At 64.7% G+C, this 23,336-nt stretch carries 18 protein-coding genes, 3 tRNA genes and 1 pseudogene; 10 read left to right on the top strand and 12 right to left on the bottom strand.

All coding sequences use genetic code 11. From position 1 onward, the window contains the following. The 4 genes from Q0X61_RS08385 to Q0X61_RS08370 form a co-directional block, all read right to left on the bottom strand. The coding region (locus tag Q0X61_RS08385; RefSeq protein ID WP_297742088.1) for a 1,4-dihydroxy-2-naphthoyl-CoA synthase at window positions 1-866 on the bottom strand (866 nt) is incomplete at its 3' end. Between the two features lie 79 nt (window positions 867-945). Continuing rightward, window positions 946-1,665 (bottom strand): glycerophosphodiester phosphodiesterase family protein, encoded by a 720-nt coding sequence (locus Q0X61_RS08380; protein ID WP_297742087.1) that lies wholly within the window; start codon window positions 1,663-1,665, stop codon window positions 946-948. 63 nt (window positions 1,666-1,728) lie between these two features. Then, window positions 1,729-1,804 (bottom strand) — tRNA-Arg (locus Q0X61_RS08375). Between the two features lie 108 nt (window positions 1,805-1,912). Then, a tRNA-Ser gene (locus Q0X61_RS08370) sits at window positions 1,913-2,003 on the bottom strand. A gap of 117 nt (window positions 2,004-2,120) precedes the next feature. Between Q0X61_RS08370 and Q0X61_RS08365 the strand changes: the two genes are divergently transcribed. After that, a complete protein-coding gene (locus tag Q0X61_RS08365) occupies window positions 2,121-3,929 on the top strand; it encodes an LCP family protein (protein WP_297742086.1) in 1,809 nt (602 codons plus the stop codon). Window positions 3,930-3,932: 3 nt separating this feature from the next. On the opposite strand, the gene Q0X61_RS08360 is transcribed toward Q0X61_RS08365, so the two are convergent. Further along, window positions 3,933-4,376, bottom strand: a complete 444-nt coding sequence (locus Q0X61_RS08360) for a hypothetical protein (protein WP_297742085.1) — start codon at window positions 4,374-4,376, stop codon at window positions 3,933-3,935. Window positions 4,377-4,433: 57 nt separating this feature from the next. Further along, window positions 4,434-4,521: transfer RNA gene (locus tag Q0X61_RS08355), tRNA-Ser, on the bottom strand. A 172-nt stretch (window positions 4,522-4,693) separates the two neighbouring features. Between Q0X61_RS08355 and Q0X61_RS08350 the strand changes: the two genes are divergently transcribed. Next, window positions 4,694-5,530, top strand: coding sequence for a pseudouridine synthase (locus Q0X61_RS08350; RefSeq protein ID WP_297742089.1), 837 nt, complete (start codon window positions 4,694-4,696; stop codon window positions 5,528-5,530). Between the two features lie 176 nt (window positions 5,531-5,706). Here Q0X61_RS08350 and Q0X61_RS08345 read toward each other — a convergent pair whose 3' ends face one another. Together Q0X61_RS08345 and Q0X61_RS08340 are read right to left on the bottom strand one after the other, a co-directional pair. After that, on the bottom strand, window positions 5,707-5,958 hold the full coding sequence (locus Q0X61_RS08345; RefSeq protein ID WP_297742084.1) for a hypothetical protein: 252 nt from the start codon (window positions 5,956-5,958) through the stop codon (window positions 5,707-5,709). A 15-nt stretch (window positions 5,959-5,973) separates the two neighbouring features. After that, window positions 5,974-6,327 (bottom strand): hypothetical protein, encoded by a 354-nt coding sequence (locus Q0X61_RS08340; protein WP_297742083.1) that lies wholly within the window; start codon window positions 6,325-6,327, stop codon window positions 5,974-5,976. Between the two features lie 219 nt (window positions 6,328-6,546). Here Q0X61_RS08340 and Q0X61_RS08335 point away from each other — a divergent pair, with 219 nt between their 5' ends. From Q0X61_RS08335 to Q0X61_RS08315, 5 genes and pseudogenes are all read left to right on the top strand, one after another. Beyond that, window positions 6,547-7,518, top strand: coding sequence for an NAD(P)H-quinone oxidoreductase (locus Q0X61_RS08335; RefSeq protein ID WP_297742082.1), 972 nt, complete (start codon window positions 6,547-6,549; stop codon window positions 7,516-7,518). A 64-nt stretch (window positions 7,519-7,582) separates the two neighbouring features. Next, window positions 7,583-8,929 (top strand): annotated as a pseudogene (gene argG, locus Q0X61_RS08330) (argininosuccinate synthase); the annotation flags it as partial. A gap of 217 nt (window positions 8,930-9,146) precedes the next feature. Further along, entirely contained in the window at window positions 9,147-10,757 is a 1,611-nt protein-coding gene (locus Q0X61_RS08325) for a hypothetical protein (RefSeq protein ID WP_297742080.1), read from the top strand. Window positions 10,758-10,960: 203 nt separating this feature from the next. After that, the gene (locus tag Q0X61_RS08320) at window positions 10,961-12,283 is read left to right on the top strand and encodes a L,D-transpeptidase (RefSeq protein ID WP_297742079.1); all 1,323 of its coding nucleotides are present in this window, start codon (window positions 10,961-10,963) and stop codon (window positions 12,281-12,283) included. A 115-nt stretch (window positions 12,284-12,398) separates the two neighbouring features. Next, window positions 12,399-13,499: an Ltp family lipoprotein gene (locus tag Q0X61_RS08315; RefSeq protein WP_297742078.1), complete on the top strand. Its 1,101-nt coding sequence runs from the start codon at window positions 12,399-12,401 to the stop codon at window positions 13,497-13,499. A gap of 68 nt (window positions 13,500-13,567) precedes the next feature. On the opposite strand, the gene Q0X61_RS08310 is transcribed toward Q0X61_RS08315, so the two are convergent. The 3 genes from Q0X61_RS08310 to Q0X61_RS08300 are packed head-to-tail and all read right to left on the bottom strand — an operon-like array spanning window position 13,568 to window position 17,698. Next, window positions 13,568-14,932 (bottom strand): cytidylyltransferase domain-containing protein, encoded by a 1,365-nt coding sequence (locus Q0X61_RS08310; protein WP_297742077.1) that lies wholly within the window; start codon window positions 14,930-14,932, stop codon window positions 13,568-13,570. A gap of 16 nt (window positions 14,933-14,948) precedes the next feature. Next, window positions 14,949-15,722 (bottom strand): SDR family NAD(P)-dependent oxidoreductase, encoded by a 774-nt coding sequence (locus Q0X61_RS08305; RefSeq protein ID WP_297742076.1) that lies wholly within the window; start codon window positions 15,720-15,722, stop codon window positions 14,949-14,951. Window positions 15,723-15,730: 8 nt separating this feature from the next. Next, window positions 15,731-17,698, bottom strand: a complete 1,968-nt coding sequence (locus Q0X61_RS08300; protein WP_297742075.1) for an aldo/keto reductase — start codon at window positions 17,696-17,698, stop codon at window positions 15,731-15,733. 84 nt (window positions 17,699-17,782) lie between these two features. Between Q0X61_RS08300 and pseB the strand changes: the two genes are divergently transcribed. From pseB to Q0X61_RS08285, 3 genes are all read left to right on the top strand, one after another. Further along, window positions 17,783-18,766, top strand: coding sequence for a UDP-N-acetylglucosamine 4,6-dehydratase (inverting) (gene pseB, locus Q0X61_RS08295; protein ID WP_297742074.1), 984 nt, complete (start codon window positions 17,783-17,785; stop codon window positions 18,764-18,766). A 4-nt stretch (window positions 18,767-18,770) separates the two neighbouring features. Beyond that, on the top strand, window positions 18,771-19,895 hold the full coding sequence (gene pseC, locus Q0X61_RS08290) for a UDP-4-amino-4,6-dideoxy-N-acetyl-beta-L-altrosamine transaminase (RefSeq protein WP_297742073.1): 1,125 nt from the start codon (window positions 18,771-18,773) through the stop codon (window positions 19,893-19,895). Window positions 19,896-20,091: 196 nt separating this feature from the next. Further along, on the top strand, window positions 20,092-21,228 hold the full coding sequence (locus tag Q0X61_RS08285) for an acyltransferase (RefSeq protein WP_297742072.1): 1,137 nt from the start codon (window positions 20,092-20,094) through the stop codon (window positions 21,226-21,228). 72 nt (window positions 21,229-21,300) lie between these two features. Here the strand turns inward: Q0X61_RS08285 and Q0X61_RS08280 are convergent. Next, window positions 21,301-23,336 (bottom strand): glycosyltransferase (locus tag Q0X61_RS08280; RefSeq protein ID WP_297742071.1); only part of this gene is annotated, 2,036 nt, incomplete at its 5' end.

Genomic DNA, 23,336 nt, shown 5'->3' with positions numbered 1-23,336 from the left:
GGGTCGCGCTTCTCGAGGAACGCGTCGCGGCCCTCGATGGCCTCGTCGGTCATGTACGCCAGCCTGGTGGTCTCGCCGGCGAACACCTGCTGGCCGACCAGCCCATCGTCGACAGCGTTGAACGCAAACTTCAGCATGCGCTGCGCCGTCGGCGACTTGCCGCAGATCTTCGCCGCCCACGCGAGCCCTTCGTCTTCAAGGTCGGCGTGCGGCACCACCTTGTTCACCATCCCCATGCGGTAGGCGTCGTCGGCGGTGTAGGTGTCGCCGAGGAAGAAGATTTCGCGGGCAAACTTCTGCCCCACCTGGCGAGCAAGATACGCAGACCCGTAGCCGGCGTCGAAGGAGCCGACGTCGGCGTCGGTCTGCTTGAACTTGGCGTGCTCGGCGGAGGCGAGGGTGAGGTCGGCGACGACGTGCAGCGAGTGCCCACCACCGGCCGCCCAACCCCCGACCAGGGCAATCACCACCTTGGGCATGAAGCGGATGAGGCGCTGCACCTCGAGGATGTGGAGTCGGCCAAGCTTAGCCGGGTCGACGTCGGCCGCGCTGTCACCGTCGGCGTATTGGTAGCCTGCCTTGCCGCGGATGCGCTGGTCGCCGCCTGAGCAGAACGCCCAGCCGCCGTCCTTGGGGCTGGGGCCGTTGCCGGTCAGCAGCACGCAGCCCACGTCGGAGGCCTGGCGGGCGTGGTCAAGCGCGCGGTAGAGCTCGTCGACGGTGTGCGGGCGGAACGCGTTGCGCACCTCGGGGCGGTCGAACGCGATGCGCACGGCCGGCACGTGCTTCGCGCGGTGGTAGGTGACGTCGGTGAAGTCGAAACCCTCGACGGGCTCCCACAGCTCGGGTTTGAAGGGGTTGCTCATGGGGCGAGCCTAGCGAGTGCAAGATAGATCAAGTTGGTGGTGGGTAGACCAGCCACGAACTTGATCTATCTTTGCCCTGTCAGCCGAGCAGCGAGCGAGCCACGTCGGGAACGTTCGTGATGATCGCATCAACGCCGGCCCACGCCGCCAGCTGCAGGTGCTCGGGATCGTCGACGGTCCACGTGCGCACCTGCAGCCCGGCCTCGTGGGCGTGGGTAATCCAACCGGGTTCCTGCAGCACGTGCAGACCAGGATGGAGCGCACCGACGCCCAACTCCGCCGCGTAGCTCCACGGGCGCACGAGCACGTCGGACATCAGCAGCGCCAACTGCCTCGCCGCAACATCCCCGACGAGGCCCGTCACCGACGCGTGCCGGAACGACGACCACACCACCTGCTCCCTCATACCGAGTTCATCGACGAGCGCCAGCGCTTCGCGTTCGATGCCCAGGTAGCGCTCGATGCTCGTCTTGAGCTCGACGTTCACCCGCACCCCCGTGCCGCGCAGCAGCTCCAGCACCTGCCGCAAGGTGGGCACCCGCGTGCCCCCAAAGCCCGGGAGGCCAGCCGACGCGTCCAGCGCGCGGACCCCGTCGGAGGTGAGCCGCGCGACGGCGCCGGTGCCGTTGGTGGTGCGGTCGACGGTCTCGTCGTGGATGACGACGAGTTCGCCGTCGGCGGTGCGTTGCACGTCGAGTTCGACGCCGTCAGCGCCAAGTTCGACGGCAATCTCGAACGCGGGAAGGGTGTTCTCAGGCGCGCGTCGGCTGGCGCCCCGGTGTGCCCAGATGGAAGTCATACCACCATTGTGGCAAGCACACCGGAGCATGAAAATGCCCCCGGTGATGAGCCGGGGGCTAGCTGGCGCGCACGGGAGGACTCGAACCCCCAACCTTCTGATCCGTAGTCAGATGCTCTATCCATTGAGCCACGTGCGCTTGGGCAGAAAAGAACTATACCCACCTGGCGCCTCAGCACAAAATTCTCTGCCGGGACACCCTCGCGACATGAAACCGCCCGGCGCGGGAGCGCACCGGGCGGATCGGCGGAGGTGGCGGGATTTGAACCCGCGAGAGGGTTGAAGCCCTCAACCCGCTTAGCAGGCGGGCGCCATAGACCGGACTAGGCGACACCTCCAACAACGGCCAACTGTACCGGCCAAACGGGGTGAGCGCGCAACTCGTCTGCTGCCCGAAGCATCCCGACATCAATATTCTTCCGCCGCGCGGTTACACTGGCGCGAGGAGGAAACGAATGGAAGAGCCCCACACTCCCGCGCCACGGCGCAGAGCTGAGAGCGACGCCGACCTCTCGGGTCTCTTCCGAGAGGAGCGTCCTCGACGTCTTCTCATCGACGACGAACTCACTGACATGCAGCCGCACACCCACGAAGCACTCGGGCGCCCCGAGGAGGCACGTCACGGTAGGCTGCCCACGGCGTGGCAGCGAACCTCTCTCAACAATCTCCTGCGCGAGGATGACCATCCCGCGCCCGAACCGACCCCCGTCAAGCACACCAAAGCGCCCGGTTCCCAGCCTCACTTCCGCCGGACGGTGCTGCTCACCATCCTTTCCACGTTGGTTCCGGGCCTTGGCCTGGTGGGCAGCCGCAAGAAGGAGAACCGCAGGCTGGGCGCGATCGTCGCGCTCGGCTTCGTGGGCGTAACGCTCGCCGGCGCGTTGCTTTTCGCGTCTCGAGTGAAGCCTGACGCTGGGGAGAGCTTCATTTCGGCAGCCGTGTCGGCGGCCGTCGGCTTGGCGTCGGGCAGAGGCGTGCTGCACATCGTAACCGTCGTGCTGATCGGGATGGGTCTGTTGTGGGTGGCGCTTATCGTGATGACGCATCTCGCGACGCGCTCGAAAGCAATCAGCCAAGGCAAGCGCTTCGCCGGCGCGGTTCTCGTCGGGGTGTTGTCGCTCGCGGTCGCAACACCGGTGGCTGTGGGTGCCGCCTATTCGCAGGTGCTGGCGAGCACGCTGAGCAAAACGTTCGGCTCAGATAACGACGTGGTATCGGGCTCGAAGCCAACCCTAGACGGCAGCGGGGAGAACCCGTTTGGCGACCTCAAGCGCCTGAACATCCTGCTCATCGGCTCCGACCTGGATCAGGGCCGCATCGAGAGCGGTGTGAAGGAGCGATCCGGATTCCGCACCGACACGGTGATGCTCGCAAGCGTCGACACCGCCACGGGTGCCACGACGCTCATCCAGATCCCCCGAAATCTGCAATACACGCCCTTCCCCGAGGGCAGCGAGATGGCGACAGAGTTCCCCGACGGGTTCCGCGGCGACGGCGACCCCGCGGAGTGGCACTTCAACGCCATCTGGGAACGCACCGACCGCGACTATCCACACCTGTTCGAGGGTCAGACGTACCGCGGCGCCGAAGCCCTGAAACAAGGTGTGGAGGGCATCACTGGCCTGCCCGTGCACTACTTCCTGCTGCTCAACATCGACGGGCTGCGCAACCTCATCGACGCCATGGGCGGCGTCACAGTCAACATCAACGAGCGCCTCCCGATGGGCGGCAACTCCGAGAACCGACGCGCTGCGGGCTGGCTTGAGGTGGGCGCAAACCAGCATCTGAACGGCAACGAAGGCCTTTGGTACGCCCGCAGCCGTTGGAGCACCAGCGACTACTCGCGCATGGAGCGTCAGTCGTGCCTCATCAAGGCCATCACCGATCAGGCCAACCCGACGACGCTCCTCACGCGCTTTGAAGCTATCGCGGGCGCGTCGAGCGACATGGTGCTCACCGACATCCCGCAGCACATGCTCGAATCGCTCACCGATCTCGCGCTCAAAACCCAGAAGCAGAAGATGCTGCGCCTCGCGTTCACGATGGGCAAGAACGGTTACTCCTACGAGAACCCCGACTTCGACAAGATGCGCGCCTACGTCCAAGACGCCATCAACGGGCCGAAGACACCGACGGCAGCACCCACGCCGTCGCCCACCCCCAGCAACGAGCCAGACGACAGGGACAAGGGGAACGACAAGAACGACGGTAACGGCGCCCAAGACATCGCGGACGCCTGCGCGTTCAACCCGAAGGAGGAGTGACGTTCAGCCCTGCTTAACGCGTTCGAGCCGGGCCATGATCTCGTCGATAACATCCTGCATCTGGGCCTGCGCCGGCCCGCCAGGGAAAATGAGGTGGGTGCGGCGAACGTCGCCGTGGTAGATGGTGATGTGCGCGCCTTCGACGGCCTGGGTGACCTTCGAGACGTCCTTCCATTGCCCCTCACGGGTGGTCTGCGTGCCCGACACCTTGTACCCGTCGTCGGTGATGGTGATCCGCACGCCGAGCCTGATCGTCGCCACAATCGCGACGGTGAACAGCGCAACGCCCAGCACCAAGACGATGATGAAGAAGGCGACGGCCAGTGCGCTCCATCCGTGTTGCAGCGACAACACTGTCAGCACCCCTCCGACGAGACTCAGCAGCGCGGCGAGGAGAAAGGCGCGCAGCGGCGGACGGGATTTGAGGAAGAACGTGCGCTCGGGCATACCGAGAGTGTACTCAAGTGGCTAGCCAGTTCGGCGCGGCGTCGGGCTTGTCGTGGTTGGCGGCGAGGGTGGGATTCGAACCCACGGAGGCTTGCACCTCGGCCGCTTTCAAGGCGGCTGCACTAGTCCACTATGCGACCTCGCCAGGGCCACGAGCTTACCGCACCCGCCCGGTATGCTCACGCCACAGCACCACCACCCAACGAGTGAGGACCCTGATGCCGCCCAAGTCGCCCCTTCCGCCCCGCCACGGGCTGCAAGCGGCGTGGGTGCGCACCCCTGACCGCGACCCGAGCAACGCGCTGCCTTGGCCGACGATGGGTGCGTTCTTGCGTGACAAGCTCGCCGCCGACGGTGATCGCGTCGACGCGATGTTGGCGCGCGGTGACTTCGTCGACCAGCACGGTCGGCCGTGGACCGGCGACGAGATCTACCGCCCGCACACCTTCGTGTGGTTTCACCGCGAGCTGCGCGACGAGCCCGAGGTGCCCGGGGAACTCACGGTGCTGCATCAAGACGAGCGCATTGTGGTGCTCGATAAACCTCACTTCCTCTCGACGATTCCCCGCGGCCGGCACGTGGTGCAGTCGGCCGTGGTGCGGGCGCGGCAGGCGCTCGGAATGCCGGAGTTGTCGGCGGTGCATCGCCTCGACCGGGCCACCGCCGGCGTGCTGCTCATGGCCACCACGAAGCGCTGGCGCGCGCCCTATCACTCCATTTTCGGCGTGCCGACGACGCGCAAAACCTACGAGGTGATGGCCCCCGTCGACGATGGGTTAGCCTTTCCGCGACGTGTCTCGTCACACCTGGTGAAGCGCGTGGGAACCATGCAGGCCGAGCGTCTCGACTTGCCACCCAACGCGCACACCGACGTGCGGCTGCTGGATGTGCGCGGCGGTTGGGGCCGCTACGAGGCGACACCGCTGACCGGCAAGACGCATCAGATCCGCATGCACTTTCTTGAACTGGGGATTCCGTTGTGGAATGACCCGCTCTACCCAGTGGTGCAGCCGTGGAGCATCGACGATTTCACCCACCCGCTCGGGCTGCTCGCCACCGAGCTGCGATTCATCGACCCCGTCGACGGCTCCGAGCGCGTGTTCCGGAGTAGTCGCCAGCTCCCCTGGCCCGACGCCGCACCGCCAGCTGGTTGAGCAGCGCCCGCGCGTCACGCCAGGTGGTTGAGTAGCACCCGCGCCTTGCGCCAGGTGGTTGAGTAGCGCCCGAAGGGCGCGTATCGAAACCACACCGTGGATGTTTTCGAGCCGCCGCCTCTGGCAGCGGCTTAATCATCCGAGAGACGGGCACCCGCGCATCTCGATGTGCGGCTTCAGGCCTTGGCGTACTTGGCGTGAGCGGCTTGACGACTGACGCCGAGGGCGGCACCGATGGCCTCCCATGTCTGCCCTTTGGCGCGTGCGCGAGTGACCGCTGCAACGAGCGCTTCGTCAGCTGCTGTTGCTGCACGACGAGCTGCAACGATCTCGTCGAATGCATCGCCGTCGATCTCGGTGATGATGTCGGGGCCCGCCCCGTCATGAGCGGTCTCGAATCGAATGGCGTCCTGGTCGTTGATGTGCATGGCGATCACCTTCTGTCAGGGCCAGTACTTGGCACGGGCGGGCATAGCGTGGACGATTGCTCCGGTACGGCCAATGCCGACCTCAAGCATGGTGGCGTTCTCGGCAGGACCGATGATCATCACCATTTCATCCTCAGTGAGGAGGGTCTTGACCCGGTTGCGCAACGCGTGCCGAATATCTGCATCGCTGACGCCGTGCTTATAAGCGCTACGCCAGATCTCAACCTCCACAGTGTCAACCATTCCAGACAACAGCGCATCCGTCAAGGAAACCAGACAAGCCATTACGCCACCACGATTCAGAACATTGAAGACATCGCGGCCAGACACCAGCGGGTGTACCACTGAAGAAACTGCAAAACTCGCCATCAGACGCACCCCTCTACGCTCAGCCAAGCGTGAGGCACGCAACTGTTGGCGAGTTTTGCAGTTTTTGTGCCGCTGCGTCTCGGGATTTCGATACGCGGGCTACGTGCGCTACTCAATCACCGAGAGACGACCGGCAGCGGCTCAAACATCGAGACCGGGCGCCCGAGCCTCAAGCGCCCCGCTGCCCCGGAGCCTTGCTGCGTGTGGCAGGGTGGAGGCATGAAGGCAGTGATCGTTCCCGAACCGGGAGATGCGTCGGCGCTCACCATCGCTGAAGTCGAGAAACCCTACCCAGCCCCCGGCGAGGTGTTGGTGCGCACCACCGCCGTCGGCGTGAACCGCGCCGACGTGCTGCAGAGGCAGGGCCACTACCCACCCCCGAAGGGCGTCACCGACGTGCTCGGCCTGGAGGCGTCGGGTGTGGTGGAAGCCGTCGCGGAAGGATGCGAGCGCTGGAACGTCGGCGATGAGGTTGTCGCGCTCCTCGCAGGCGGCGGCGCAGCGGAGTACTTCGTTGCTCCCGAAGGCCAGCTCATCTCCCCGCCTCCCGGCGTTGACCTCGTGAGCGCTGCGGGCGTGCTCGAGGTGGCGGCCACCGTCGTGAGCAACCTCGAACACACCCACCTGAAGGAAGGCGAGACCTTCCTCGTACACGGTGGTGCGGGCGGCATCGGCACGTTCGCAACCCAGTACGCCAAGGCGCTGGGCGCGCGCGTCGCAGCCACCGCGGGCACCGAGGCGAAGCTCGAGCACTGCCGCCAACACGGAACCGACATCGCGCTCGACTACCACGGCGACTGGGTGGCAGCCCTCAAAGAGGCCACCGACGGGCACGGCGCCGATGTGATCCTCGACATCATTGGCGCCAAGTACCTCGAGGCCAACGTCAAGGCTCTCGCTCGTCGTGGACGCATGGTGGTGATCGGCCTGCAGGGCGGCGTCAAAGGCACGCTCAACGTCGGCCTGCTGCTCAGCAAACAAGGCACGGTGACGGCCACGTCGCTGCGGTTCCGCCCCGAGGCTGAGAAGGCTGAGATCTGCGCCCAAGTGGAGCGGCAGGTGTGGCCGCTCATGCGCAGCGGCAAGGTCAAGCTCTCGCCGGAGACCCGGATTCCCTTCGACGAGGTCCGTCGCGCACACGAGCTGCTGGAGTCCGGCGACAACGTCGGCAAGATTGTGCTGGAACTGTAGAGCGTGATGCAGGCTCAGCGAGACTGAGACTGCCAGTGGGGTGCCAATGGCCTAGGGTAGACGCGTGGTTAAGGTACTAACGTCTCTCCCCGTCGGCGAACGCGTCGGCATCGCTTTCTCTGGTGGCCTCGACACCTCGGTGGCTGTGGCCTGGATGCGCGAAGCAGGTGCAATTCCCTGCACGTACACCGCCGACATCGGCCAGTACGACGAGCCGGACATCGCGTCGGTGCCTGGGCGCGCGAAGGAGTACGGCGCCGAGATCGCGAGGCTCGTCGATGTCCGCGGCCCGCTCGTCGAGGAGGGCCTGTCGGCGCTGGCTTGCGGCGCGTTCCACATCCGCTCAGCCGGCCGCGCCTACTTCAACACCACCCCCATCGGGCGCGCCGTCACCGGCACCATGCTGGTGCGCGCGATGGCCGAAGACGACGTGATGATCTGGGGCGACGGCTCCACCTACAAGGGCAACGACATCGAGCGCTTCTACCGCTACGGCCTCATGGCCAACCCACAACTGCGCATCTATAAGCCCTGGCTCGACGAGCAGTTCGTCAGCGAACTCGGCGGCCGCGACGAGATGAGCGTGTGGCTCACCGAACGAGGCCTCCCCTACCGCGACTCGAAGGAGAAGGCCTACTCCACCGACGCCAACATCTGGGGTGCCACCCACGAGGCCAAGACGCTCGAGGCACTCGACGTGTCACTCGAGACGGTAGAACCCATCATGGGTGTGAAGTTTTGGGATCCGGCCGTGAAGATCGACACCGAGGATGTGCGCATCGCGTTCGAGCAGGGTCGTCCCGTCGCTATCAATGGCAAGCGTTTCGACGACGCCGTCGCGCTGGTAATCGAGGCCAACGCCATCGGTGGCCGCCACGGCCTGGGCATGGCTGACCAGATCGAGAACCGCATTATCGAGGCGAAGTCGCGCGGCATCTACGAGGCGCCCGGCATGGCGTTGCTCTGGATCGCATACGAGCGCCTCCTGTCCGCAATCCACAACGAGGACACCCTCGCGAACTACTTCCAGCAGGGGCTGCGTCTTGGCCGCCTGCTGTACGAGGGGCGCTGGCTGGACCCACAGTCGCTCATGCTGCGCGAATCGATCCAGCGCTGGGTGGCGTCGGCGGTGACGGGTGAGGTGACGCTCAGGCTGCGTCGCGGCGACGACTACACCATCTTGAACACCACCGGCCCGAACCTCAGTTACGACGGCGACAAGCTCTCAATGGAGCGCGTCGAAGATTCGGCGTTTGGCCCCACCGACCGCATCGGTCAGCTCACCATGCGCAACCTGGACATCGCCGACTCACGCGAAAAGCTCGAGCTCTACGCCTCGCAGGGCACGCTCGGTGTCCAGCAGGCGAAGCTGTTCGGCGAGATCGAGGCCGGCGGCGCCGCGCAGATCGCGGAGCTGGGCGCGCCCCAGCCCGATGACGACATCGACGCGGCGGGGTTGCGCTCGTCATTCGATACCGGCACGGACTAAATCCCCTCAGTTGAGAACGGAGGGCCGCGATAGCCATCGGGGCCCTCCCGGAGTCCCCTAAAAACTTGCTGAGAATTCCTCAGGATGCGATTCTTGTGTGTATCTACGAGAGTTGAGGCCCTGGAGGAGAGACCACGCCATGCAACTGCGACGTTCCCACACGCCGAAACACCTTGCCATCGCCGCTCTGACGAGCACCCTGGTTTGCGCGCAACCACTGGCAGCCAACGCGGAAGAGACGCCCACACCTGGACCAACGACGCAATGCGTCGCAAACGCAAGCTCCTCGGGCATACAACTTCCTGAGTCGACCCTCAAGGTGAATGGCACAGTCACCGACTGCGGTGAAGGGCGGCTTCGACTTGAGTTGAGCTCAGCTGGCGGCACCTGGGACCGCCATTTGGCTGTTGGCACCACAGGTGACGGTGCGTTCTCGTTCTCGATCGCCCCCTCGGACACCCGCGTCGGCACATACCGCTGGCGCGTCGTCGGCGAGTTCGGCGACTCGGAAACCGAGCTCGAAAGTAACACCGTCCTTCGTGTCGGCGAGGCGAGCGTGACCAACGCCAGGGCACGGTTCGCCGGAGAACGGACTGGCGCCTGGGGCACCTTCCGTGGTGCCGCAAACACGGCAATCCGCAGTGAACTGCTCATCAACGGCGCCTGGCGGACCGTCGAACGTGGCCGCACCAACGCTCACGGCGGCTACACGATCGGCACCAGCCACGCCATCAACCACGCAGGCAACCAGTTCTGGCGTGTCGTCGCCGAGTTGCCGGGGGGCATCGAACATTCGACCGACCGCGTGATGTTGACGCGGTTCGCCCTGCCCACCGCGAACACTGCGGGCAGGAAGCGCGTCGGCGAGACCACACACGCCTGGGGCACCATCGCCGGGCAGGCTGGCCAGCATGTATGGACTGAGGTGTATGTCGGCGGCCGTTGGCTCACGTCGCAGGTCCGTACAACCAACAAGTGGGGCCAGTACTCCATCCCCCTCACCTACGGGTCACACGCTGCCGGCGCCCACCAGTTCCGCATCGCCAGCCGCTACAACGACGGTCGCGTCGGCCACTCGAGACCCTTCACGCTCACCCGTACGCCGCGTCCAACCGCGAACAGCGCTGGAACCAAACTGCACAAAGAGCAAACCCACACGTGGGGTTGGTTCCCCGGCGGATCCTCAATCCCTGTCTGGACGGAGGTCAATGTTGGCGGTCGCTGGCTGACGTCCCAAAAGGGCACCACGCAGGCCAACGGCACCTACTCACTGCCACTCACCTACGGCTCGGCGCAGATCGGTCAGACCCGTTGGCGGGTTGCGGGCCGTTACCCGAACGGCGAGGTCGTGCGCACGAGCGAGTTCACGCTCACCAGACGCGGCTTCAATTTCTCCCACTGCCCTCGAAGTGCCTCCGGTGAACGCTACGTGCGCACCACCACCCGCAACGCGATGCGTGCGGTGTGCCACGAGTTTCCTGAGTTCACACGCTATCTCGGCGTACAGCGTCGCGGGTACGCGTCGCACCACCCGACGGGGCGGGCCTTCGACGTCATGGTCTCCGGTCCGCGTGGCTGGGATCTGGCCCTCATGCTCCAACGCCACCACAAGACACTCGGAGTCACGGAGATCATCTACCAACGCCGAATCTGGACGGCCCAACGTGCAGCCGACGGCTGGCGGTGGATGTCGTCGCGTGGCAACCCGACGGCCGACCACTACGACCACGTGCACGTCTCGACGCCCTGACCTGGTCAACGACTGCGCGACGCCCCGCCAGGGGTCTGTCTGCACTACAGGCTCCCCGGCTAGTTGGCAGGAACTTCACATTTTGCCTGCCGTTGGCCCCCTATTGACCCCCTGGTTTGATATAGGGGGCCGAATGGTTGGATGATGTACTAGCTGGATGCCTGGGCACCAGCACATCGATCTACCTACTGGGAGCGGGAACCATGACCTTCGCAGTTCGCACCTCAGGGAAAGTGTGGCGTACCGTCGCCGCCGTGGCCCTCACCGCAGCCACGGGCTTGGCTGGCACGGTGACGGCCAACGCCGCACCAACCACCTGCACCGTGACCGCCAACGTGGCCGCTGTGAAGCCTGCCGACATCGGCGCAGGCATGTGGGGTTCGGCAGTCGGCTGCAACAGTAAGCGTGTCAGGGCGCAGGTGCAGGTGGACGGCAAGTGGGTAACGTTTGGCACCACCGAACTTAACTCGTCGAGCGGGTACAGCCTCAATCTCAGCGGGAAAGCCCTAGCCGTCGGCAAGCACACGTTGCGCGCGGTCGTTGGCGATGTAGCCTCCGAACCAGTCGTCCAGCACCGCCTCGCGGCTCCGACCAGGTCGTTCGCGTCCCCAAAGTTCGTCGGCGAGGTTGGCAACGTCTGGGGCACCATCGACGGAGGGAATCGAGTCTCCGTCTGGACCGAGGCCTATGTCGGCGGCAGGTGGCTGACCTCGCAGAAGGGCCGTACCAACGCACACGGCGGCTATGCGCTTCCTCTCACTTATGGGGCTAACTCCCGCGGCACGAAGACATTTCGCGTCCGCGCCCGGCTCGCAGACGGTTCGATCGTGCGCACTGCACCCTTCCAGGTGGTGCGCTACGCCCTCCCGACCGTGAACTCTGCGGGCACGACGGTGGCCGGTTCCAAGTCGTACGCGTGGGGCACATTCGATCGGGGCAGCAACATCCCGGTGTGGACCGAGGTCCAGGTCAACGGCAAGTGGATCGTCTCCCAGCGCGGCACCACCAACAACCGGGGCGGCTACAGCCTCCCCCTGACCTACGGCGAGAAGCACGCCCTCACCTTCAAGTTCCGCGTGGCCGGCAAATACCCCAACGGCACAGTAGTGCGCACCAGCGCTGTCACCTTCCGGCGCACCAACCCCGCCTACAACATTGACTCGCGTTGCTACACCGGCGCTCGCGTGATGTGCGCGTCGAAGAAAGATCGGAAACTCTACTACGTGGTGAACGGCAAGGTAGTGAAGGTGCTGGATGCCCGCTTTGGCGCCCGCAGCAACCCGACACGCAACGGCGTGCACTACGTGTACTTCAAGTCGCGGCACCACGTCTCCAGTATCTACGGCACTGAGATGCCGTGGGCGATGTTCTTCAACGGCGGCCAGGCCGTGCACTACTCGTCGAACTTCGCTCGCGTGGGCTGGAACCACCCTGGTTCGGGCGGCTGTATCAACATCCGCGACGCCAAGACCCTGGACTGGATGTACAAGCAGATCCGCAACGGTGACAAGGTCGTCGTGTACTGATAACCCACTGATAAACCCCTAGCACGAAGGGCCTCTGCCGCCACATTGCTCGCGGCGGAGGCCCTTCGTGTGATTCCACCCCGTCTCGCGACGATGTTCCCCTAGAATCCCTGCCATGACCAGAAGATTCCTGGCGACGACTACGGCAGTCATCGCCCTCGTGCTGTGCACGCTCGCTCCCGCGCAGGCGGAAACCGTCTATTCCATCTCCACCGGCCACGTCCACACCAAACCCATGGGCGAGAGGACCAACGTGTGGGGTACCGTCAGAACCGTCCAAGCCCCCGTCGCTGTCTGGACCGAAGCCTACGTAGGCGGCCGGTGGCTGACCTCGCAGAAGGGCACCACGAACGCCAGTGGCGGCTACGCTCTTCCCCTGACCTACGGCATGAATCAGGAGGGAACGCACCAATTCCGAGTCAGCGCCTTGACTCCCGACGGCTCGGTGGTGCGCTCCGAGCCCTTCACTATCGTCCGCACTTGGAATTACTCGATCAGCGTGAGCCATGTCCAGTCCAAACCCCTGGGCCACATGACCAACGCCTGGGGGACCGTCAAAGGGGTCACCAAGTCGGTCCCTGTGTGGACGGAAGTGAACCTCTCCGGCCGCTGGGTCACTTCGCAGAAACGTGTAACCAACAGCAAGGGCGGATACTCCATCCCGCTCATCTACGGCATCAACGACCCCGGCACGCACACCTACCGTATCGCGGCACAAGTACCCGGCGGCATCGTGCGTTCGCGCCAGTTCAACATCGTGCGAACCGGCACGACCGCGAGGCATGCGAAGGCGGTGGCCGAAGCCAGGCAGTACCTGCGGTTCATGCCCTTCTCCCGGGATGGGCTGATAGGACAGCTCGTCTATGAGGGCTACACCACCGCCGAGGCCACGTACGGCGTCGACCACAGCGGAGCCAACTGGTACGCCCAATCGATGCTTCAGGCGAGAAGCTATCTGCAGTCAACGCCATTCTCGCGCGAGGGACTCATCGAGCAACTCAGAGATTACGATGAGTTCACGCACGGCCAGGCGGTATTCGGCGTCGACCACAGCGGAGCCAACTGGTACTACCAGGCAGTGCTGTCGGCGCAGAGCTACCTCGAGCTTTGGGACGACTTCACGTACGGCGACTTGGTCTACCAACTCGAAGAGTACGACCTGTTTACCTACGGGGAGGCAACCTTCGCCGCCAGGCACGTGTTCGGGCTCTCCTAACCTCCATAAAGTAAATGGTGTGGGTCCACAACCTCAAGGGTTGCGGACCCACACCATTATCCGGGGAATCAACCCACAGTGAGCAGACTCGTCAATTCGCGGTGGCTGGATGGCTGCACCACCACGCTATGCACTGCGCCGCTGGTGAGCGCTGCGCCCACCACTGCCGGCTCCTTGCTGTGGGAAATGCCAAGCGACGTGCGCCCAGCGGCCTTCCAGCTACGGAGGCAATCGAGCGCACCTTCGGCCTCGACAGCGGCGGCCACCACCTGCACCTGCGGGAACTCTTCCGCCCTGAGGCACTGACCGGGCGCGAGCAGCGTCCCGATCTCGGCGACGGCGCCCTCCTCGACATACTCGGAGAGGACGGCGATGAGTTCGGCGGCATGTTCTGATTCGAGGTCCGCGCCGTCGAGGAGCACCCCGCGCAGCGACGCATGCCCCGACGTGACCCTCGCCCGCTCGAGGAGGTAGCGCAGCTGTGTCGTTGGGCATTCCTCACCAGACACCGCGGGCAACGCGATGGAAACTCCCATGCGCTGCTTCAGCATGGGAAGAATGCCGGTGTTGATAATCGGCGCCTCTTCTGCGGTGCACACGACGTCGGAGATGCCGGCCTCGGCGGCGCGGGTAAAGATCGCGCGCGTGGCGGCCGCCTGAGTCTCGGTCGAGTGATCCTTGAGTTTGCCGACGCCGAGCAAGAGTGACGTGATGCGTCGCGGGGCCCCAGGCACTTCACACGCCGTGGGCCCGAGCGCACGGACCTGGGCGATGAGGAGGTTCATGATGTCCTGCCAAGCGACGCTCACCGGATCAGCGAACGCGTCGAAGAGACGCGAGACCCGGGTGAAGTCGTGGAGACAGTCCACCGAGACCCGATAGATACTCGGATGGCCGGGATTTGCCTTCGGCGCGTAACTCAGCTCCTCCGTGTGTCGGCGAATCCAAGGAGTGACGTGCTCCCGATCAAAGGGGGCCGTCGCCTCACGCGCGGCCTGACGCAACAACCGCACGGGGAACACTTCGACGCCCAGGCCCTCCGGCACCCGCCCCATGTCGTACAGTCCGTATTCAAGACCTGCGTCCTTCACTGCGTCGATGATTTCTTGGATCAGGTCTGCGTCGATCACCGGATTGTCGCCGGTAAGCCGGATGACGGTGTCGTCCTCTTCCAAATCCGACGTTGCGACGAGGAACCTGCCCAATACGTCGTCGAGCGATCCCCGTACGACGGGCACATCGGTGTCTTGCAATACTTGGGCGATACGGTCGTCGTAGGATTCAACGCTGGTGGCGACCACCACTTCGAAACCTGTGCGAGCGGCACGGCGGGCAATAAGTTCCAGCAGAGGCATCCCCCCCACCATCATGAGCGCCTTCCCAGGCAACCTTGACGAGGACAGTCGGGATTGGATGACGACACGTGTGCGCATGCTGAGATGGTACCCCTCAGCGCACTGTCCAGCCGCCATCCACGACGACGTTCGAGCCCGTGACGAAGCCGGAGTGCCGCGAGGCCAGGAACAGCACCGACGTTCCCAGTTCGTCCGGTTCTCCCACACGTCCGAGCATCGTTCGGCTCGCGAGGCGGTGAACGAACTCTTGGTTTCGGCGTGCCGCCTCAGCTGGGAAGGGGCCTGGGGTGATCGAATTCACGCGGATACCTTCGGGCCCCAATTCAGCCGCTGCATATCGGGTGAGCTGCAGCAGCCCTGCCTTGGCAGACCCATACATGGGCGGCGTGCGGGATTCCTCCGCATCATAGAGCGACAAATCGGGCCCAACGAGGCCATACATCGACGACACGTTGATCACCGACGGCGCGCCTCCCGCAGCGCGGGCTCGGCCCATCCAGGGGCGACAAGCCTGAATCCCTTGCCAGGCGGAAACCACGGATAGCCGCCATGCTTCGTCAAAATGTTCGGCGTCGACCGTGTTCATCGAGCCGCCACGTCCGATGTGGGCGTTGTTGACGAGCACGTCAATCCGGCCGTATTTCTCGCCGAGCCGAGTGAGCATCAACGGCCAGTCGTCGGACGTGATGTCTGCGCTTTCCCAGGAAGCACCTGTGTCTGCCAACGCGGCTTCAAGAGCGTCTGGCCGACGAGCAACCCCCACAACCGTGGCACCCGCTGCACGCAGGGCACGCACCATTCCAGGGCCAAGCCATCCGGAAGCGCCGGTGACCACCGCGACCGCATCAGTCAGGTCGAAGAGTTGCATTTCCATTCCTATCTCGGCCAGAGCGCCGGGTTGACGAGCGTGGTGGAGCCCGCGGGGACGAGTTGCTGCACCAGCGCTAGCTGTTCGGGAGTCAGCGCTGGGATATCGAACAGCGCGCGCTGATCGCGGATCTGCCAATCTGCCTCAGCACCGAGCACCACCGACGTGACGAAAGGCAGCGCTCTGACATACGCCAAGGCCAAGCCAGCAGCTGATTCCACGCCGATAGCTTCTCGCGCCTTCGGCAGTGCGGCACGGATTTCCGCAACTCCCTCGACGTCAGGCCAGCGCGCAGTATCTGGCGCGGCCAGCAGCCCCTGCAGAAACACGCTTCGCACGGTGATGATCACGTCGGGACGTGCCGCGAGCGCGGCGAGTACCTTCGGGGCGAGCCACCGTCGGTCGAGGAGATTGCACGGAAGCTGCACGTACTGTACGCGCTCATCTGCAAGCGCTGCGAGCAGCTCATCGGGAGTGGAGAGCGAGACACCCACTCGCTTCGCTACGCCTTGCATGCGCAGCGCCTCCAGCGACGCAGCAACCGTGCCTTCTCCACGCACCCAGTCACCCCAGCGGTGCGTGAGCACTGCGAAGAGCTTGTCCGCTCCGAGTGCTTGCATGGATTCCTGCACGGAAGCACGCACTGCGCCCTCTAACTCCTTGCGCGATGCCCCGTCGAAGCCGTCCAGGGGTTGCACCTTGGTGATCACGCCGGCCCGGGTGGCGAGGCCCCGCCGAAGCGCAAAACCGAGCGTGTCCTCCGAGGCTCCGTAGGCCCGAGCCGTATCGAAGTGAGTCACTCCAAGATCGACGGCGAGCTGCAGCAGGTGCCGCGCCGGCACTCTTGATGGCTGCCCGTGCTGGTTGGCCGCGCCATAGGGCATGCCGAGCTGGACGGTGCCGAGCACCCACTCGCCTTGCCTGCTGGGAGCTTCGCTCGCTTGGCGAGCCCAGTGCGCGCGGTCACTGCCTTCGAGCACGTCCACTACCCGACGGCGCCCCTCGCCGTCGACGAGGGCTCGGCCGTGCGTGCTGAGTTCGTCGAGCCAGGCCCGATCTTTGAGCATCCGGGTGAGTGCGGCCAACGCGGCGGCGCGGGCCTGCTCGTCGCCACGCAGCGCTTCGAGGTGGCCTACCGGGACGGCGAGGGACTCCGTCGCCGCCTCGTAGCCGGTGATCTGATTGTCGGTGACGCACACGAGCCCGGTGGGGATGCCGAGACACGCGAATTCCCACACGCTCGAGCCCGATGCGGAGATCACGAAGTCGCACGTCAAAGCCAGGCCAGGGAGATCGTCTTGCGCACCCAGCACCTCGAGTGTCTGGCCAGGCTCAGTAGCGAGTGCGCTGAGTTGGGCGCGACGCTCCTCCGAGGGGCCAATGGCCACGACGTGGACCGGCAGTCCCGTCGACAGCAGCAATTCGACGGCGACGGGGCATCCGCCGAAGGGGTCGGAACCCCCAAACACCACGAGCACCTTCGGCGGCTGGTTCGCCGGGCGGGGCGTACCCCGTCGGTGCACCACGACGTCGCGAAGCAGCACGTACTCAGGCCCGACAAGCCAATTTGGCAGAGCCGGGTCGTCGGAGCCGAGGTTTTGGTCGACGTAGATGTCGGCTACCTGGTGGCGTCCGAAGTCGCCGTCTACCATGGCCGCCACAGGAAATCCTGCCGCTCGCGCATCGGCGCCAAGCGACGCGGGAAACTCGTAGCCGTCGATCATGAGCGTGTCGCAGCCGGCTGCTGTGAGCTGCGCCACGAAATCGTCGGCAGGGGGCACGAATTCGAGCCCGACGGAGGCTGCCTGCTCGCGGGCCCACTCAATGTCGCACTGCCCAAACAGCGTCGCCCTATGCCCTCTGGCCCGCAGTTCCTGCACGAGTGCGGTTTGCCGCACGAGGTGCCCGGTGCCGCGAGTAGAGAGCGCGTCGCAGCGAATCGCAACATGCAAAGGCGTGGAGTGGTGGGCGTCCATACCTCAAATGGTAGGCTTTGCCAACGGTAACTGTGCGGTGGCATGCCCGCTTCCGTCTATCTCGTTCACAACATAGGAGTACTCGTGAGCCTTCTCGAGAATTCGTCGATCCTCATCACCGGCGGCACTGGTTCCTTCGGCAAGGCATTCATCACGCGTGTGTTGAAGGATTTCAACCCGCGCCGCGTGGTCATCTTCAGCCGCGACGAACTCAAGCAGTACGAGTGCCGCCAGATGTTCGACAACGACGAACGTCTCCGCTGGTTCCTGGGTGATATCCGCGATCAGCACCGCCTCGCGCGCGCCATGAAAGATATCGACTACGTCGTGCATGCCGCGGCGTACAAGCAGGTGGATACCGCGGAGTACAACCCTTACGAGTTCGTGAAGACGAACGTGATGGGCTCACAAAACGTTATTGAGACCTCCATCGACGCCGGTGTGAAGAAGGTGGTCGCGCTCTCCACCGACAAGGCGTCCTCCCCCATCAACCTCTACGGCGCCACCAAGCTCACCGCCGACAAGCTGTTTATTTCCGGCAACCACTACGCGGCCGCCTACCCGACGCGGTTCTCCGTCGTGCGCTACGGCAACGTCATGGGCTCTCGAGGCTCGGTGATCCCGTTCTTCCGCAAGCTCGCCGCCGAGGGTAAGTCGCTGCCCATCACGGATTTCCGCATGACGCGCTTCTTCATCACGCTTCCGCAGGCCGTGCAGTTCGTCGTCGATTCGTTCGAGGAGATGCAGGGCGGCGAGCTGTTCGTGCCGCGCATCCCGTCGATGAAGATCACCGATCTCGCGCAGGCGGTGGCGCCTGGCGCCGAGATGCACGAGGTTGGCCTTCGCCCCGGCGAGAAGCTGCACGAGGAGATGATCTCGGCGGAGGAGGGCCGTCGCACCATTCAGGTGAGCGATACCCGTTACGTGATGCAGCCCGACCTCGCCACGTGGGGTTACACCGCCCCTGAAGGCACCCCGGTACCGGAGGGCTTCCACTACACCTCCGACCGCAATGACCTGTGGTTCACGGGCGAGGAAATGATCAAGATCCTCGAAACTGAGGTCTGAGCCGATGCTGCCCTACGGACGCCAGTCCATTAACGACGCCGACATCGAGGCCGTCGCTGAGGTGCTACGCGGCGATTGGTTGACCACAGGCCCCTTCGTCGCCCGTTTCGAAGAGGCGCTCACGCAATACACCGGCGCGAAGCGCGTCGTCAGCTGCACGTCCGGCACCGCCGCGCTCCATATCGCGTACGCGGCTGCCGGTATCGGGCCAGGCGACGAGGTCATCACCACGCCGATGACCTTCGTCGCGACGGCATCCGGCGCGCTGGCCTGTGGCGCCAAGGTGCAGTTCGCGGATATCGACGAGACCGCCAACATCGCCCCCGACGCTGTCGAGGCCCTGGTGAACAGCAACACGAAGGTGGTGGCGGGCGTTGACTACGCCGGCCAACCCGTCGAGATTGACCGCCTGAACGAGATCGCTCACCGCGCAGGCGCGATCACCGTCGAGGATGCCGCACACTCCATCGGCTCGCACGTCGGGGAGCGCGCCGTCGGCTCCATGGCCGACATCACCACGTTCTCGTTCTTCCCGACGAAGAACATGACCACCGCCGAGGGTGGCGCCGTCGCAACACTCGACGAGGAACTCGGCCAGCGTGCGCACGAGTTCCACTTCATCGGCCTGGTGCGCGACAAGGCGCGCATGCGCTACCCCGACGAGGGGCCGTGGCACCAGGAGGTGCACGAATGGGGGCTCAACTACCGCCTCTCCGACGTGCACGCCGCTCTCGGGTTGTCGCAGTTGCAGCGCCTGGACCAGTTCAAGGTGCGTCGACGCGAGATCTTCGAGCGCTATCAGCGCGACCTGGCCGGCATCGACGGTGTGGAGACGCACACGGTGCGCGACGGCGTCGACCCCATCTGGCACCTCTACCCCGCCCGCATCCTGGGCGGACGGCGCCGCGAGGTGTTTGAGAAGATGCGCGAGCGCGGCATCGGTGTGCAGGTGAACTACATTCCCGTGTACTGGCACCCGCTGTTTGAAGATCTCGGCTACAAACGCGGCATGTGCCCCAACGCTGAGCGCTTCTACTCAGAAGAGCTCTCGCTGCCGATGTTTGCCGATCTCACCGACGACCAGCAAACCCAGGTCATCGAGACTCTCGCCGACGTGTTGGCGTCGTAAGCGCTTACCAGACGTTCCAGGGTGAGAAGCTGGCTCACAATCGGGCGAACTTCTCACCCTGACGGAGCAACCGATAGGCGGACGTGGGGGCGGGTTACGTTGTTGTGCGCCTTTCATCCCGCCTTCCCACCCCTCGTAGCCGCGAACACGCACGGTATGTTTCCGTGAACGCTCACTTCTCCGGCAAGATACCCTTGTGAAGCAAAGTCCTCCCAGAGTCAAGCGCCCCGAACTGCCGGCACTCACTGGCGTCCGCGCGATCGCCGCAGCCATGGTGGTCATCTCCCACATTCGTTTACCGCAGAATGCGCCCACATGGGCGGTGCACGTGGCGGAGAGCGGATACATCGGAGTCCCGCTCTTCTTCATTCTCTCCGGCGTTGTGCTCGCCTATAACTACGGTCACATCAACCCGCGCAGTGCCCGTGAGGTGTGGAATTTCTACGTGGCCCGTGGCGCCCGCATTCTGCCGCTGTACTATGCAGTGCTCATTTACCTCGCGATCCGACGAGAAGCACTCGGCTACGAGCAGCTCTACTTCTGGCGCCACGTGTTCAACATCCAAACGTGGACGGGAAGCTTGCTCGCGGCTCAGCAGACCTACAACGGGCCGGCGTGGTCGATCAATGTCGAGCTGTTCTTCTACGCCCTGTTCCCTCTCCTCATGCCGCTCTTTGTGGCACTGTCGAAGCGGTTCGGCGTACGGGGCCTCGCGTCGGTCATCGTCGTGATCGCCGCCATCCAATGGGCGTTGTGCTTCTGGTTCTTCGCGGCCGGCTGGGCCGATCTGCCGGCCGCGGATCCCGCCTCTGGGCACCGTTGGTTGTACCGGCATCCGGTGCCGCGGCTGCTGGAGTTCGGCATGGGCATAGCGCTCGCGCAGATTCTGGAACATCGCCCCTTCGAACGCCTGACGGATCGCTTCCACACCCTCATCCAGGTGGCTGCTATCGCTTTCGCTTCGATCGTGACGGTCGCCCGCCCTTGGGATGGCCCCACCGCCGGGCTCTGGAGAGTGGCCTCGTTTGGTGCCCTGTACAGCATCCCGTTCATACTTCTGCTCTGGTCGCTGGCCTCTGGGCGGGGTCTTGTGGCGAGGTTCCTCTCTACTGCGCCGCTGCGCTCGCTGGGCGTGTCGAGCTTTGCTCTCTATCTGACGCACCGTCCCTTCCTCGAGGTACTTGGCGCCGATGTCGTGCGTGAGTCCAACAATCTGGCGGGCTGGCTGCTTGTGCTCGCACTGTTGGGTTTCACGATGGTGATTGGAGAGGGCGCGCACCGCTACATCGAACGGCCCTGCCACAAGCTGCTCATCAAGCTGCAGCGACGTTGACCGGACGGACGTGGCCGGGGCGGGTCATTCGGATCCGCCCCGCCGTCTCCGCCCCCGCCGTCTTGGGTCAGCTCAGTAGACGATCTCGTGCTGAAGCTCCGCCGAACACGAGGTGGAGCGGCGCACTCGCACCACGTGGTCGTCGTAGCGCACCTGCTCCTGCGGATACTCGGTGAGCAACAGCGGCGTCACCCCCGCGCGCTGGAGTGCACGCTCCGCTCCCGCCACATCAGGCGTCTCGTCGGCACCAGCGGATAGGTCGCCGTCCACACCCGACGGGACGACATCCGTCTCAAGCTCCCCCACCTGGTCGTGACTGCCGTCCATGCGAACACCGGTGGCGGTGCCGACCAACGAGGCCGTTGACGACGAGTTTGCCGCCACGCGCTCCGCTGCTGCGGAGCTCAGCGCAACCAGGTCGCGGTAGGAACGGGAGGTCACGGGATCGTCGGCGGGATCGTCGAGCACATCGTTCAAGGCAAACCGCGCGACACCGTCAACGACCGGGCGGATCAGAGGCGCACTCGGCTCGGGCCGCAGCACGGCAGCGAACGGATGCTCCTGCGCCATGTGGACGATCAGTTCATCGTCGGTGAGCTCAACCTGAGCCATGGCCCGGTTCTCGACGCGGCGCACCCACAGCGCGGAGGATCCGCGCTGCCATTGGGACACGACAGCCCAAGCGCCAGAAGCCATCTGCACGGGATCGGGGATTTCGCCGCGCCCAATATTGACGACGCCCAGCCAACTCATCGGCCCGACGGTGATGCGCAGCATCATCTCGTACGGAGTGTCCCCGAAACGCTCAACGAGTGTGTCCGGGATAAGCACCTCCGTCGTCGCTCGCTGCCCGTTGAGCGCCGCGACGTTCGCGTCGAGCGAGATCGTGTGGTCATCGGAGCGCAGTTCGACGGTGACCGTCGCCCGGTCGAGGAGCACCCGGCGCAGGCGCGTCTCCACTTGCACCATGGTGACGCCGTCGAGCCGAGTTACCTCCATGACCCGCGAACGCAACCTGCGGTCTTTAAGCTTGGGCACCGTGACGCCACCGAGGACGAGGTCTGTGGCGAGACCCGGCAAATGCGCGATGCGCTGTGGGCGCAGGAACGTGCGGAGCGCGTCGGCCTTCGAACCGCCTCGACGCTGCTCGGCCAGTGCAGCGGCACCATCGAGGTCGCCACGCACGAGAGCTGCGTGAATGTTGCGTGCGAGCGGGGTGGTCCATTCCTTCGACGGGCGCAGCCGCCGTGCCAGCCGCACGCCCAGCTCACCGATAGCGGCGCGGTCATCTTCCTCACCTTCAGCAAGCGCGGTGGCCAGCGTGATCACATCGATGTCGGTGAAGTAACCGTGAATACGCTTGGCAATCTCGCCGCCTTCGGCGTCTGCCACGTCAAGTGTCAGCTCCGCCGAGACGACACGGTCTGTGAGGTTGTCGAGTTCAAGTGAGCGCTGGGTGATCGAGTTCTCCGCCAGACGCTGGCGCCAGTGATAGACCTTGTCGGTGAAGATGTCGACGCTCGTCGCCTTGAGGTGCGCGGGCAGCGTCACCGGGTAGTCCTCGTACCGGATTGCCGGGAATTCGAAGCCATGCTCGTCCCAGAAGCTACGGCGGAACACCTTGTTCCACACCATGCGGTCACGAATGAGCGTCGGGAACTCACGGATGTGGGTCTTGATGCGCGTCTCGGCGAACGCCTCGGCATGCGTCCAAGACTGAACATTGCCCTTGCCTTCGATATAACGCCAGGTGTTGCCCGCCGCGATGTCAGACCCGGTGCGCTCAAGGCTCGACACCAGGAGCTCGTAGGCGCGGGGCGGGATCAAGTCGTCAGAATCCGCAAAGGTGAGGTACTTGCCGGTAGCCACACGCGCGCCCTCATTTCGGGCGGGACCGAGACCCTGGTTCTCCGTGTGAAGGACGATCACTCGCTCATCGACGGCAGCGTAGTCGTCGGCAATTTCACCGCATTCGTCGGGCGATCCGTCGTCGACGACGATGACCTCCAGATCCGTCAGTGTCTGCGCCAGGATCGAGTCCAGACAAGCAGGAAGGTACTCGCCGACACCGTATGCGGGGACGACAACACTCAGTAGCGGGGGCATGC

Source organism: uncultured Tessaracoccus sp. (assembly GCF_947255005.1).
Taxonomy (GTDB): Bacteria; Actinomycetota; Actinomycetes; order Propionibacteriales; family Propionibacteriaceae; genus Arachnia.
The sequence above is the reverse complement of the archived record's forward strand: the minus strand, read 5'-3'. Positions and strand labels throughout refer to the sequence as shown.